This window comes from Reyranella sp. (assembly GCF_004297265.1).
Taxonomy (GTDB): Bacteria; Pseudomonadota; Alphaproteobacteria; order Reyranellales; family Reyranellaceae; genus Reyranella.
In genome coordinates this window covers 90,659-103,926 of the sequence record NZ_SCUT01000003.1, presented here as the reverse complement: position 1 = coordinate 103,926, position 13,268 = coordinate 90,659, and the positions used below count along the sequence as shown (strand labels likewise).

Genomic DNA, 13,268 nt, shown 5'->3' with positions numbered 1-13,268 from the left:
CGTGCTTGGGCCATCGGACAGGAGTGAAGGCAAGCCCATGGACCAGATCGAAACGCCCAACAGGGAAGCCGCCAAGAAGGACGTGCCGCTGCGCTACGACACCAGGCTTCTCGGGCGCATTCTCGGCGAGACGGTGCGCGACCAGGAAGGCGACGCCGTGTTCGACCTCGTCGAGCACATCCGCCGCACCGGGGTGCTGTTCCACCGCGATGCCGACGAGGCCGCGCGCCAGGAATTGCAGGTCACCATGAGCGGCCTGCCGATGGGTCTGGCGGTCCGCATCATTCGCGCTTTCGGTCATTTTTCGCATCTGGCCAACATCGCCGAGGACCAGCACCATATCCGCCGCACGCGGGCCCATGCCATGACCAAGGCACCGCCGCAGCAGGGCACGATCTCCTATGCGCTGGGCCGCGCCGCCAAAGCCGGAATCTCCCGCGAGCGGCTGCAGGCCTTCTTCGCCCGCGCGCTCTGCAGCGCCGTCCTGACGGCCCATCCGACCGAGATTCGGCGCAAGAGTTCGATCGACCGCGAAATGGAGATCGCGCACCTGCTGGACGAGCGCGACCGGGTCGAGTTCACGCCGGACGAGCTGCGGGCCAATCGCCTGGCGTTGCGCCGCGCCGTTCTCACTCTGTGGCAGACCAGCATCCTGCGCGACACGCGGCTCAGGGTGATCGACGAGGTCGCCAACGGGCTCGCCTACTACGATCATACATTTCTGCGCGAGCTGCCGATCTTCTACGCCGACCTCGAGGACCGGCTCGGTGGCATCGATGCAGCCTGGCAGGATATCGACGTGCCGTCCTTCCTGCGCATGGGAAGCTGGATCGGCGGCGACCGCGACGGCAATCCCTATGTCACCGCAGATGTCACACGCCAGACGCTCACCCTGCAGAGCCAGCGGGCGCTGCGTTTCTATCTCGAGGAGCTGCACCGGCTGGGCAGCGAGCTGTCTCTCGACGGCCGCATCGTGCACGTCTCGGGGGGATTGCGTGGGCTGGTCGAGAATTCGGCGGATCGCGCGCCGGAGCGCAAGGACGAGCCCTACCGGCGCTCGATCGTGGGCATCTACGCGCGGCTGGCCGCAACGGCGTGGTCGCTCGACAGGTTGGAGCCACCGCATCCGCCGGTCGGGACCGCGCCTGTCTACGCGACGGCGGACGACCTGAAGGCAGATCTCGACACGATCCACCGGTCGCTTTCCGAGAACGGCTCGGCGGACCTGGCGCGGGGCCGCCTGCGGTCGTTGCGGCGTGCCGTTGATGTCTTCGGCTTCCATCTGGCGTCGCTCGACCTGCGTCAGAATTCCGACGTCCACGCGCGTGTCATGGCGGAGCTGCTGGCCGCCACCGGGGCCGGCATCGACTATGCGGCGCTCGACGAGGCGGCGCGGGTGACCCTGCTGACCCGTGAACTCGGCAACATGCGTCCGCTGGCGTCACCCTATCTCTCCTATGCCGATGAAACGGCCGCCGAGCTGGACCTGGTGCGCGTGGCTGCCGATGCGCATCGGCGCTACGGCCGGGCCGCCATGCCGCACTACGTGATCTCCAAGGCCGACAGCGTCTCCGACATCCTGGAGGTGGCCGTGCTGCTCAAGGAGGGTGGCCTGCTCGATCCGCGTGAGGCTCGCCTGGACGTCGACATCGTGCCGTTGTTCGAGACCATCGGCGACCTGCAGCGCTGCGGGCGGATCATGGACGATCTCCTTGCCCTGCCGGCCTATCGTCGCCTGCTTGCCTCACGTGGTGACACGCAGGAGGTGATGCTGGGCTACTCCGACAGCAACAAGGACGGCGGCTACCTCACCTCGACATGGGAGCTGTACAAGGCGGAGCTGGCCCTGATCGAAACCTTCAGGCGCCACCAGGTCGGACTGCGCCTGTTCCATGGCCGCGGCGGCTCCGTGGGACGCGGCGGCGGACCGAGCTACGACGCGATCCTGGCGCAACCGCCTGGCGCGGTGCAGGGCGCCATCCGCATCACCGAACAGGGCGAGGTGATCGCCGGCAAGTATTCCAACGCCGAAGTGGGCCGCCGCAATCTCGAAACCCTGGCGGCCGCCACGCTGGAAGCCTCGCTCCTCGACGCCGACCGGCCGCCGCCGCCCACCGACTATCTCGCGGTCATGGAGGAGCTGTCGGCGCACGCCTTCCGCACCTATCGCGGCCTCGTCTACGAGACCGAGGGCTTCGACCGATATTTCCGCGAATCCACGGTGCTGGACGAAATCGCTTCTCTCAACATCGGCAGCCGCCCTGCCTCGCGCTCCAAGAAGCAGGGCATCGAGGATCTGCGCGCCATTCCCTGGGTGTTCAGCTGGGCCCAGTGCCGCCTGATGCTGCCCGGCTGGTACGGGTTCGGCGCAGCCGTCGAGGCCTGGACCGCCGCGCGGCCGGCCGACGGCATGGCGACGCTGCAGGAGATGCACGACAACTGGCCGTTCTTCCGCACCATCCTGTCGAACATGGACATGGTGCTGGCCAAGAGCGACATCGCCATCGCCTCGCGCTATTCCGAACTGGTGACCGATGCGGCGTTGCGCGAGCGGGTCTTCGGCCGCCTGCAGCAGGAGTGGCAGGCATCGATCGACGCGGTCTGCGCCATCACGCGGCAGAAGACGCTGCTGGAACTCAACCCGCTGCTGGCGCGCTCGATCCGCAACCGCTTTCCCTATATCGATCCGCTGAACCACGTGCAGATCGAACTGCTGCGACGCCACCGCGCCGGCGATCCCGATCCCGCGGTCGTTCAGGGCATCCACCTCAGCATCAACGGCATCGCCGCCGGCCTGCGCAACAGCGGGTAGGCCCGGCCGTCAGCGCGCGAATTCGACGACCGAAAGATCGAGCGGCAGCACGCTGTGAAGACGCTGCGGCGGCCTAAGGGGCGTCAGCGTGAGCGGCGTCCCGGTGGCTTCCGCCTTGTCGAAGTCCGGCGTGCCGGCGGAGTCGACGGCCGTGACGGTGAAGGCGTCGAAGACATAGGGAATGCCATTGGCCAGGAGCGGCGAGGGCCCGTCCATCACATGCAGGTGGAGATGCGGCGCCTGGCTGTTGCCGGTGTTGCCGACCTTGCCGAGGATGTCGCCGCGCTTCACCCGGGCACCGGCGCCGACCACGACGCTGCCGGGCTGCATGTGTGCATAGAGGACGTAGGCGCCACCGCCGATGTCGAGCACGACGAAATTGCCATCGGCCTCGGCGATCGGCAGGTTCGCCGGCAGCGCTCCGGGTACCTGCTCGGGCAGGTCGTTGCGCGCGGAGACGACCGTGCCGTCGGCGACGGCCAGGACGGACTGGCCGTAGATCGTGTAGTTCCTCGGGTCGGCGAGGTTGCCCTTCACCAGGCGGTTCTCTCCGTCGATCTGCTCCCAATCGATGGCGAAGCGCTGTGCGAGCGCGAAGCTGCCGTTCAGAGGCAGCAGCGCACGCACGTGACGGATCGTGTCGCAGCAGCCGTCGGCCGCGACGAAGCCCTTGCCGATCAGCGGCGGCCCGAGGACCGGTGGCGGCACTCTGCTCACGTCGGTTCTGCCAACGGTCTCGGTGATGTCGACGGGATTGGGCAGGGCGAGGCGCAACGAGATCCGATGCACCAGCGAGGACGGCGTCGGGGCCGCCGTGTCGAGCAGCACATGCAGGAACATCACGCCGAACTGGCCGATGCCGAGATCGGCTGATTCGGCGCCGCGTCGGCCGCCGATCGACAGGCGTCGGGCGATGTCGTCACGCTCGAGGGTGAACAGGGTCTTCGCCGTATCGGACTCGAGAATCTCGATTTTCTGGAGCGCCGCCGTGGCGGGACTGGCATTGGCGAGGTCGAGCTCGTAGACGAGATGGCGTTTGCCGTCGGAGCCCGGCACCGCCGCCGGCGGGAACAGCACCTTGGCGACCAGCGGCGTCAGCACCGGGTCGGGAACGGGTGTTTGGGCGGCGGCGGGCAGCGCAGCGAGAATGAGAGAGATCAGGAGAAGGAATCTCATTCGTGAAACGCTAGGCTTGCCTCTGGGCCTGCGCAACACCACCATGGCATCGGAAGGACGAATCGGCATGAATCGACTGTTGGGCAAGGTGGCCATCGTCACGGGGGGCGCGAGCGGCATGGGCCGGGCGACCGTGATGCGCTTTCTTGCCGAAGGCGCGAAGGTGCTGGTGGCCGACCTCAACGAGGCCAATGGCGCGGAGACGCTGGCGGTCGCCAGGGCGCAGGGCTTTGGCGACAATGTGGGCTTCGTGCGCGGCGACGTTTCGAAGGAGACCGATGTCGCCGCCATGGTCGCCGAGGCCAGGAGCCGTTTCGGCCGCCTCGACATCGCCTATCTCAATGCCGGCGTCGGTGGCGCCTTCGGGCCGATCGCCGAGACCAGCGTCGAGGACTGGGATTACACGTTCGCAGTGCTGACGCGTTCGGTATTCCTCGGGATGAAACACGCCTCGCTGGCGATGAAGGAACAGGGAAGCGGCGGCGTGATCCTCGTTACGGCGTCGATCGCCGGCATGGTGGGCGGCGGCGGCAGCCATGCCTATTCGGCGGCGAAGGCGGCCTGCATCAGCCTGATCGAGAACGTGGCGACCGAACTGGGGCCCGATCGCATCCGCGTGGTCGGCATCGCGCCCGGCGTCATCTCGACGCCGCTGGTCCATCGCGGCCGGCCCGACAAGTACGAGAAGCAGTTCGGCCAGCAGCCCTGGCCCGACCGCGGCGAGCCCGAACATATCGCCGACGTGGCGACCTTCCTTGCCTCCGACGAGGCCCGTTTCATCACCGGCGAGACGGTGAAGGTGGATGGCGGCCTGCTGGCCCAGGGCGTCGCGCTCTGGGGCACCGGCGCCGACAACACCTTCATGAAAAGCGCAGGCGTCAACCGCGGTACGACCGGCGAAGCCATGGCCGTCCGCACTTTGCACCTCGGAGATCAGAAGAAATGACCAGCGAAGCTCCCAGTGAAGCCCGGCGCCTGCACGGCCACCTCATCGGACAGCAGGGGTCGCGCGGCTCGCTCAACACGCCGGCGCTCGTGCTCGACCTCGACATGCTCGACCGCAACATCGCGGAGATGGCGAACTTCGCCAAGGCGCATAACGTGAAACTGCGTCCGCATTCCAAGACCCACAAGTCGGCCGACATCGCGCGCCGCCAGATCGCGGCCGGCGCGCTCGGCGTCTGCTGCGCCAAGCTGGGTGAGGCAGAGGCGCTGGGCGAAGCCGGCATCCAGAGCCTGCACATCACCTCGCCGGTGGTGACTCCTCAGGCGATCCAGCGGCTCGTGGAACTGAACGCCAAGGTCTCTGGCCTGATGCTGGTGGTCGACCACCCGGCCAATGCCGAGGCGCTGGCTGCGGCGGCGGCAAAAGCCGGCAAGCCACTCACCGTCATCGTCGACATCGATCCCGGCATCCACCGCACCGGCACCGCCTCGCCCGAGGCCACGGTCGAGCTGGTGCAGAAGGTCGCCAACTTCAGGTCGCTGACCTATGCAGGCGTCCAGTTCTACTGCGGAAGCCACCAGCACATCGTCGACTTCAAGGAGCGCACCGCCCAGATCAAGGAGCGCACGGAGTATCTCCAGGGCATTCTGGCGAAGCTGGAGGAGGCAGGGCTGAAGCCCGGCATCGTCACCGGCTCCGGTACCGGCACGCACTACATCGACGCCAAGCTCGGCGTCTTCACCGAGCTGCAAGTCGGGTCCTACGTGTTCATGGACCACGACTACAACGTTTGCGACCTGCGCGGCCTCGACAAGCCGACCTTCGAACAGGCGCTGCAGATCGATTCGCGCGTGGTCAGCGCCAACACGCCGGGCATGGTGACGGTCGATGCCGGCCTCAAGGCGATGGCCACCGAGAAGGGCCCGCCGATGATCCTGAAGGGCGCCGTGGAGGGCGCGACCACGCGCTTCATGGGCGACGAGCATCTCGCGGTGATCGCGCCCAAGGGCGAGGAGGCACCCAAGCTCGGCGACCAGGTCGTTCTGACGCCGCCGCACTGCGACCCGACCGTGAACCTCTACGAGAGCTTCCACGTGGTGAAGGGCGACACGCTGGTCGAGATCTGGCCGGTCACGGCACGCGGAAGGTCGCGGTAGCTACGGCGTCTTCGGCTGCCCCACCAGCAGCCCGCCGTTCCAGGTGCGCGCGAGCAGCAGCAGGGCACCCATGCCGAGGGCGCTGACGACGGTCATGCCGAGGAACGCGCGCTGGCCGTAGTCTGAATAGAGAATGCCGGAGAACTGGTAGACGACGGCCTGGGTGGCGCCGGTGCCCAGCGCGTAATAGAGGCTCTGGCCGATCGCCGCGCCGTGCGTCGGCAGGGCGCGCTGCAGGAAGGCCATGGCGCCGAGATGGCAGGCGGCGAAGGTGCAGGAGTGCAGCGCCTGCAGCAGGACCAGCGCCCACAGCTCTGTGGTGAAGGCCATGGCTGTCCAGCGCACCAGGCCGGCGGAGAGGCCGAGCGCGATCAGGCCGCAGACCCCCAACCTTGCCAGCAGCCAGCCGCCGAACAGCATCAGCACGATCTCGATGGCGACGCTCTCGGCCCACAGCGCGCTGATGGTGACGTCGGGGATACCCGCGCCGCGCCAGGTCAGGGTGCCGAAACTGTAGAGCACCGAGTGGCTGGCCTGGCAGAGGCCGCAGGCCAACAGGAACAGCAGGAAGGGCGGCCGCCGCAGGAGTTCGCTGACGCGGAACGATGCGTGCTCAGGGCCTGTGGCGGCGGCGCGAGGCGGCGTAGCGGGCAGCAGCAGGGCGAAGGGCGCCAGCAGCACGATGCTCGCCATGCCGACATAGAGCACCCAGGGCGGGCCGTAGCGGTCGACCGCGATGCCGGCGAGGAAGGTGCCGAAGATGAAGGCGACCGAACTCCACATGCGCACACGCGCATAATCGAGCCCGTGTTTCTTGGTCTCCGTCACCAGTACGCCGTCGTAGAGCGGCATCGGCGGCGACCACAGGAAGCCCCAGATCATGGTGACGATGAAGATCGCCAGGAAGGAGTAGGAGAACTGATAGGCCACCATCATCACGATGGCGCCGATCCCCAGCGCCACGATTACGCCGCGCGGTCCGCCCAGGCGGTGGACGATCCAGCCCACCGAAAGCGTGGCGATGACGGTGATGATCTGGCGCGACATGAACAGCGTGCCGATCTCGGTGTCGGTGACGCCGCGGTCGCGCAGCCAGACCGGCCAGTAGCTCATGAAGGCGCCGGCGGCGAAGAAGTAGGCGGCGCCATAGGCCGCGAGCCTTGCTCCCTGAAGCAGGCGGCCCATCGGCCGGTCGGACATCAGGCGGCGAACTCCTTGCGGATCGCCTCGCTGTGCTGGCCGAGCGTCGGCACGTCGCCCAGCCGCTCCGGCTCGCCGGTGTAGGAGGCGGCGAGCGCCGGGATCGAAACGTCCTTGCCGTCGATCGAGTTGAAGCCGGTGCGGCGCAGCTGCGGATGCGTCGTCAGGTCCTTCACGCTGCTGACCCGTGCCCACGCGATCTGCGCCGCCTCGAGGCGGGCCGAGAGATCGGCGAAGGTCTGGGACGCGAAGCTCTTCGCCACAATGGCGTTGGTGTCGTCGCGCCGCGCGTTGCGCGCCTTGCCGGTCGCGTAGTCCGGGTCCTTCTCGAGGCCGGGTCTGTCGATGACGCCATGGCACAGCCGCTCGAATTCGCGGTCGTTCTGGATCGAGATCAGCACCGGCACCTTGTCCGAGGTCGGGTAGACGCCATAGGGCGCGATGAACGGATGGGTGAGGCCGAGCCGCGGCCATTCGTAGTTGGAATATTCCATGCCGAGCAGCGGCACGGTCATCCATTCGGCCATGGAGGAGAAGAGCGAGACCGAGATGGCGCGGCCCTCGCCGGTCCGGCCGCGGGCGATCAGCGCCTCCAGGACGGCGGCATGGGCATACATGCCGGTGCCGATGTCGGTGGCCGAGATGCCGACCCGGCCCGGCGCATGTTCGGTGCCGGTGATCGAGGCCAGCCCGCTCTCGGCCTGGACCAGCAGGTCGTAGGCGCGGCGGTTCTTGTAGGGACCGTGATCGCCATAGCCCGAGATGTCGACGGTGATCAGCTTCTTGTGGGCCGCTCGCATGGCGGCCGAGCCGAAGCCCGCGCGGTCGGCCGCGCCCGGCGCCAGGTTCTGGATCAGCACGTCGGCCTTGGCGATCAGCCGGTGCAGCAGAGCGAGGTCGTCCTTCGCCTTGAAATCGAGAGTGAGGGACTGCTTGCCGCGGTTCAGCCAGACGAAATAGCTCGACTGGCCGTGCACGTAGCCATCGTAGCCGCGCGCGAAGTCGCCCTCCGGCCGCTCGATCTTGATGACCCGGGCGCCGGCATCCGCCAGCCGCGCGGCGCAATAGGGGGCGGCGACCGCCTGCTCGACACTCACCACCAGCAGACCGTCCAGCGCTCCAGCCATCACGCGACCCCAATTTCCAGAAATGCCCCGCGCATCGCACCGCGAAGCGCCTCGGGACGAGGTGTTACTGCAGGACTACCATTTCGCAAAGGGCGATGGCACGGTCCCGGCAAGATCAAAACGTCATAACGGGGACGAGGAAATGCCGGGACCATTGCAGGGCGTGCGTGTGATCGATCTGACGGCCGTTCTGCTGGGGCCATTCGCTACGCAGCATCTGGCCGACATGGGCGCCGACGTGATCAAGGTCGAGCCGCCGGAAGGCGACCTGCTGCGTGCCTCGGGTGGCAGCCTCGGCAACGCGCCTGCCATGGGCCCGATCTACATGGCGGCCAACCGCAACAAGCGCTCGATCTGCCTCGACCTCAAGAAGCCGGCCGCCTGCGCCGTCCTGAAGGACATGATCAAGGACGCCGATCTCTTCATCCACAACAGCCGGCCGCAGGCGATCGAGCGGCTGGGCCTGGGCTACGGGGACCTGAAGAAGATCAACCCGTCGATCATCTATGCCTATTCGCTGGGCTATGCGCGCAGGGGACCCTACGGCCACAAACCCGCTTTCGACGACCTGGTGCAGGGCGTCTCGGGCGCCGCCTCGCTGCAGAGCCGGGTCGACGGTCTGCCGCCGCGCTTCATGCCGAGCCTGATCGCCGACAAGACGACCGGGCTGCATCTCTGCATCGCCGTGCTGGGGGCGCTCTATCACCGCAAGTGCACCGGCGAGGGGCAGATGATCGAGGTGCCCATGCTCGAGACCCTGGCCTCGTTCTGGCTGACCGAGCATCTGTTCGGCGCCACCTGGAGCCCCGAGCGCGCGCCCATGGGCTACGACCGCATCATCAACAAGTTCCGCCATCCCTTCCCGACGAAGGACGGCTACATCTGCGCGCTGCCCTACACCGACGCGCACTGGGTCAAATTCTTCGAGTTGGCGGAGCGGCCCGATCTCGCCCAGGAGAAGAGGTTCGTCGATCGCATGGAGCGCGCCAAGCATTTCAGCGAGCTCTACCAGGTGCTGGCTGAGCTCTTGAAGCATCGCCCGACCCAGGAATGGCTCGACATGTTCGACGAGGCCGACATTCCGGCCATGCCGGTGCGCACGCTGGAAGAACTGAAGGACGACCCGCACCTCAAGGCCACCGGCTTCTTCACCGAGCGCGAGCACCCGACCGAGGGGCCGATCACCACCTTCGCCAGTCCCCTCGACTTCGAGAAGACCAAGGTCGAATTCCGCCGTCACGCCCCGCGAATCGGCGGCGACGGCGTGGAAGTCCTGCGCGAGGCCGGTCTCAGCGACGAGGCGATCGAGAAGCTCAAGGCGGACAAGATCCTGATCGTGCCGGCGGAATGACCATCGCCCCGGACATCAGGCGGGGGATCGAGGCGAGGCTCGCCGACATTGAGCGCCGGTTCGGCGTGGAAGTATTCTATGCCTGCGAGTCGGGGAGCCGTGCTTGGGACTTTGCCTCCGAGGACAGCGACTACGACGTTCGATTTCTCTACGTCCATCCGCGAAACTGGTATCTGTCGCTGACGGAGCAGCGCGACGTCATCGAAACGCCGATCGAGGGCGTCTACGACGTCAATGGCTGGGATCTGCGCAAGGCATTGCGTCTCGCCGCAAAGGGCAACCCGGTGCTGTTCGAATGGCTGTCGTCGCCGATTCACTATCTTCGGCGGCCGCTGTTCGAGGGCTTCCGGGCGGCCTCGTTCGGGGTATTCGATCCGCAGAAGGCCTATTTGCATTATCTCAATATGGCCGAGGGGCAGCGGCGGGCCTATCTCGGCGGCGAGGCGGTGCGGCAGAAGAAGTATTTCTACGCGGTACGTCCCTTGCTCGCCTGTCTCTATCTCCTGGAACGTCGCGCCGTCATCCCCATGCGCTTTTCCGACCTGATCGATGCCGTTTCCGTGCCGACCGACGTATGCGAGGCGCTGGCGGACCTGTTGCGCGCGAAGAGGCAGGTAAGCGAGGTGGCTGAATCGTCGCGTCTACCCATCCTCGATAGATGGATCGACGAAACGATCGACGGCCTGCGATCGCGGAAGCCTGATGCTGCCTCGACCGCGGACCCGACATCACTCGATGCCTTCTTCCGGTCGGCGATCGGCGGCTGACGCGGCCGGAACGCTAGAAGCGGCGGCGCAGGCGGCGCAGCGCGTCGGTCACGATGAGGATGTGAAAAGGGAGGATCGCCGCGAGATAGAGGCGGCCCAGCAGGTTGTGGCAACGCACGACCGTCGTGGCGACGAGCGTCCTGTCGGTGCGGCGCAGCAGCACCGATGCCCGGAAATCGAGATGGCGGTCGTCGGCGCCCAGCACGATCTCGTCGGCCGAGCGCGACAGGACGGGGAAGAAGGCGATGTGCTCGCCGGCCTCGAGGGCATGCGAGGCTTTCACGCCGAACGGCGTCATCACCCGATCGCGGATCGCCAGCAGGATCGTGAACCACACGGGCGGGTCGGCGAAGAGGAGGGCGGCGAGGGTGTCGACGTCGGCGGGCGCGTCCGGCAGCAGGGCGACGGCAAAGCTGTCGGTCAGGCTGGCGCCAGGATACCAGTCACTGAGGCGGCTCTCGGCGGGTGGGGCGATACGGCTCATGGGACGGAATATGGGAACGGGTCCCGGAGAGAACCCCGGGACCCGCTGACGCAGGACGAGTGGTCCCACGCTAAACCGGCCTGAGCGACGCCGATATCGATCGAGCCTCCGCCCGATGGGCCTAGAACCTGTAGGTCACGCCGGCGCCGATGATCCACGGATCGATGGTCGCCGTTCCGGTCACCGGGATGGTGTTGTTGACCGTGGCATTGTAGGTCGGGCGCAGCAGGTACTTCTTGACGTCGAAGTTCAAGCCCCAGTGCTTGTCGATCATATAGTCGAAGCCGACCTGAAGGGCGCCGCCGACGGTATTGTTGAGGGTGAGGTTCGTGACCCCGAGCCCATTGGTCGGCGTATAGCCGGCGCTCTGGCCGAAGAAGATCGTGTAGTTCAGACCAAGGCCGATATAGGGCTTGAACGGACCGAAATCGGTGAAGTGCCATTGCGCCAGCAAGGTCGGCGGCAGGAGCCACGCCCTGCCGATGTTGGTGTTCGCCAGGGCGCCGGTGCCCGTGATGTTGTGAGGCGTGACGCCCAGGATGAGTTCGGCCGCGACGTTGGGCGTGAAGAAGTAGCTGATGTCGAGTTCGGGGACGATCGAGTTGCCGATCGACAGGCCGGAATTCGGGCTGGAAAGTGCTGGCGCGCCCGGCACGTACACCGTGCTGCCGGATGAGGCCGGAAGCACGGCCAGCGCGCGAACGCGCACCTGCCAGGGGCTCTGGGTATCGTCGGCCCGGGCAGCTTGCCCTAGCGAGCAAACCGTCAGGGCGCCCGCAACCAGTGCTCCAAGAACTGAAACTCTCTGCATTTGTACTCTCCCGCTTCAACGCCGAGAGTGAACACCCTTGCAAAGAGTAGGGAATTGACCTGGATCAACCGGCGAGCTGACGTAGGATTTGTCTACGGAAGCCCGTTCCGCATCTCGGCGCGGACACTCGCCAGTCGGTTTATGGATGCTTGTCCCGACCGGGCTCGTGGCTAAACTCCGGCCCAATCGAAAATGCCTCCTCGGGAGGGGGACCATGGATCTCGCTTTCACGCCTGAAGAACAGAAATTCGCCGATGAGGTGCGGGCCTTCGTGCGCGCCAATCTGCCGGCCGACGTGCGCGACAAGGTGAAGAACGGCAAGCACCTGATCCGCGACGACTACATGCGCTGGCAGCAGGCGCTCGGGAAGAAGGGCTGGCTGGTCTACACCTGGCCGAAGAAGCATGGCGGCCCGGGCTTCACGCCGGCCCAGCGCTACATCTTCGAGAATATCTGCGCCGAAGAATATGCACCCGGCATCATCCCGTTCGGCACCAAGATGGTCGGGCCGGTGATCTACACCTTCGGTACCGAAGCGCAGAAGGAGAAGTACCTTCCGGCGATCCGCGAGAGCACCGTCTGGTGGTGCCAGGGCTATTCCGAGCCCGGCTCGGGCTCCGACCTCGCGAGCCTGCGCACCAAGGCGGAGAAGGACGGCGACCATTACATCGTGAACGGGTCGAAGACCTGGAACACGATGGGCCACTGGGCCGACTGGATTTTTTGTCTGGTCCGGACCGATTCCAAGGCCAAGCCGCAGGAGGGGATCTCGTTCCTGCTGATCGACATGAAGACCCCGGGCATCACTGTGAAGCCGATCATCATGGCCGACGGCGGCCATGAGGTGAACGAGGTCTTCTTCGACAACGTCAAGGTCCCGGTCGAGAACCTCGTGGGCAAGGAGAACGAGGGCTGGACCTGCGCCAAATTCCTGCTGGCCAACGAGCGTCTGGGCATCGCCGCCGTGCCGCAGTCCAAGCGCGGCGTCGAGGCGCTGAAGGACATCGCCCGGGCCGAGCAGGACAACGGCCGCCCGCTGATCGAGAATCAGAGCTTCGCCGAGAAGATCGCCGATCTCGAGATCCAGGTGACGGCGCTCGAATTCACCGAGTTGCGCGTGCTCTCGACGATGGCTCATGGCGGCCAGCCCGGTCCCGAAGTGTCCGGCCTCAAGATCCGCGGCTCCGAGATCCAGCAGCGCATCACCGAACTCACGATGGAAGCGGTCGGCGAATATTCCGCGCCGTATCTACCGGGCCTCTTGTGGCAGGGCACGAACGAGGAGCCGGTCGGGCCCGACTACGCCCACCTCGCCGCGCCGCGCTACTTCAACACGCGCAAGACCACGATCTACGGCGGCAGCAACGAGATCCAGAAAGGCATCATCTCGAAGATGGTGCTGGGGCTGTGAGCAGGATCCTGCAGCACCCCGATCCG

Annotated in this window: 11 protein-coding genes; 6 read left to right on the top strand and 5 right to left on the bottom strand. The window is 66.4% G+C overall.

The annotated features are described in order from the left end of the window. The first annotated feature begins 37 nt into the window (after positions 1 to 37). Positions 38 to 2,812, top strand: coding sequence for a phosphoenolpyruvate carboxylase (gene ppc, locus EPO41_RS00750; protein WP_296319220.1), 2,775 nt, complete (start codon positions 38 to 40; stop codon positions 2,810 to 2,812). A 9-nt stretch (positions 2,813 to 2,821) separates the two neighbouring features. Here ppc and EPO41_RS00745 read toward each other — a convergent pair whose 3' ends face one another. Continuing rightward, positions 2,822 to 3,988, bottom strand: coding sequence for a M23 family metallopeptidase (locus EPO41_RS00745; protein WP_296319218.1), 1,167 nt, complete (start codon positions 3,986 to 3,988; stop codon positions 2,822 to 2,824). A gap of 67 nt (positions 3,989 to 4,055) precedes the next feature. On the opposite strand from EPO41_RS00745, the gene EPO41_RS00740 reads away from it, so the two are divergent. Next, entirely contained in the window at positions 4,056 to 4,934 is an 879-nt protein-coding gene (locus tag EPO41_RS00740) for an SDR family oxidoreductase (protein WP_296319215.1), read from the top strand. Continuing rightward, a complete protein-coding gene (locus EPO41_RS00735) occupies positions 4,931 to 6,091 on the top strand; it encodes a DSD1 family PLP-dependent enzyme (protein ID WP_296319213.1) in 1,161 nt (386 codons plus the stop codon). The genes EPO41_RS00740 and EPO41_RS00735 overlap by 4 nt, the downstream gene beginning before the upstream one ends. Here the strand turns inward: EPO41_RS00735 and EPO41_RS00730 are convergent, their stop codons facing one another. After that, entirely contained in the window at positions 6,092 to 7,291 is a 1,200-nt protein-coding gene (locus EPO41_RS00730; protein ID WP_296319211.1) for an MFS transporter, read from the bottom strand. Beyond that, positions 7,291 to 8,418: a CaiB/BaiF CoA-transferase family protein gene (locus EPO41_RS00725; protein WP_296319210.1), complete on the bottom strand. Its 1,128-nt coding sequence runs from the start codon at positions 8,416 to 8,418 to the stop codon at positions 7,291 to 7,293. The genes EPO41_RS00730 and EPO41_RS00725 overlap by 1 nt, the downstream gene beginning before the upstream one ends. Positions 8,419 to 8,560: 142 nt before the next feature. Between EPO41_RS00725 and EPO41_RS00720 the strand changes: the two genes are divergently transcribed. Together EPO41_RS00720 and EPO41_RS00715 are read left to right on the top strand one after the other, a co-directional pair. Continuing rightward, positions 8,561 to 9,769 (top strand): CoA transferase, encoded by a 1,209-nt coding sequence (locus tag EPO41_RS00720; RefSeq protein WP_296319208.1) that lies wholly within the window; start codon positions 8,561 to 8,563, stop codon positions 9,767 to 9,769. Next, on the top strand, positions 9,766 to 10,536 hold the full coding sequence (locus tag EPO41_RS00715; protein ID WP_296319206.1) for a nucleotidyltransferase domain-containing protein: 771 nt from the start codon (positions 9,766 to 9,768) through the stop codon (positions 10,534 to 10,536). Before EPO41_RS00720 ends, EPO41_RS00715 begins: the two co-directional genes overlap by 4 nt. Positions 10,537 to 10,549: 13 nt before the next feature. Here EPO41_RS00715 and EPO41_RS00710 read toward each other — a convergent pair whose 3' ends face one another. Both EPO41_RS00710 and EPO41_RS00705 read right to left on the bottom strand, forming a co-directional pair. Further along, the gene (locus tag EPO41_RS00710; protein ID WP_296319204.1) at positions 10,550 to 11,020 is read right to left on the bottom strand and encodes a DUF2867 domain-containing protein; all 471 of its coding nucleotides are present in this window, start codon (positions 11,018 to 11,020) and stop codon (positions 10,550 to 10,552) included. A gap of 121 nt (positions 11,021 to 11,141) precedes the next feature. Beyond that, positions 11,142 to 11,831, bottom strand: a complete 690-nt coding sequence (locus EPO41_RS00705) for an OmpW family protein (RefSeq protein WP_296319202.1) — start codon at positions 11,829 to 11,831, stop codon at positions 11,142 to 11,144. Positions 11,832 to 12,045: 214 nt separating this feature from the next. On the opposite strand from EPO41_RS00705, the gene EPO41_RS00700 reads away from it, so the two are divergent. Next, positions 12,046 to 13,242 (top strand): acyl-CoA dehydrogenase family protein, encoded by a 1,197-nt coding sequence (locus tag EPO41_RS00700; protein WP_296319200.1) that lies wholly within the window; start codon positions 12,046 to 12,048, stop codon positions 13,240 to 13,242. Positions 13,243 to 13,268: the final 26 nt, after the last annotated feature.

Coding starts and splice junctions, on each gene's coding strand:
- EPO41_RS00705 (WP_296319202.1), bottom strand. CDS start 11,831: ATGCAGAGAGTTTCAGTTCTTGGAGCACTGGTTGCGGGCGCCCTGACG.
- EPO41_RS00710 (WP_296319204.1), bottom strand. CDS start 11,020: ATGAGCCGTATCGCCCCACCCGCCGAGAGCCGCCTCAGTGACTGGTAT.
- EPO41_RS00735 (WP_296319213.1), top strand. CDS start 4,931: ATGACCAGCGAAGCTCCCAGTGAAGCCCGGCGCCTGCACGGCCACCTC.
- EPO41_RS00715 (WP_296319206.1), top strand. CDS start 9,766: ATGACCATCGCCCCGGACATCAGGCGGGGGATCGAGGCGAGGCTCGCC.
- ppc (WP_296319220.1), top strand. CDS start 38: ATGGACCAGATCGAAACGCCCAACAGGGAAGCCGCCAAGAAGGACGTG.
- EPO41_RS00730 (WP_296319211.1), bottom strand. CDS start 7,291: ATGTCCGACCGGCCGATGGGCCGCCTGCTTCAGGGAGCAAGGCTCGCG.
- EPO41_RS00700 (WP_296319200.1), top strand. CDS start 12,046: ATGGATCTCGCTTTCACGCCTGAAGAACAGAAATTCGCCGATGAGGTG.
- EPO41_RS00745 (WP_296319218.1), bottom strand. CDS start 3,988: ATGAGATTCCTTCTCCTGATCTCTCTCATTCTCGCTGCGCTGCCCGCC.
- EPO41_RS00740 (WP_296319215.1), top strand. CDS start 4,056: ATGAATCGACTGTTGGGCAAGGTGGCCATCGTCACGGGGGGCGCGAGC.
- EPO41_RS00725 (WP_296319210.1), bottom strand. CDS start 8,418: ATGGCTGGAGCGCTGGACGGTCTGCTGGTGGTGAGTGTCGAGCAGGCG.
- EPO41_RS00720 (WP_296319208.1), top strand. CDS start 8,561: ATGCCGGGACCATTGCAGGGCGTGCGTGTGATCGATCTGACGGCCGTT.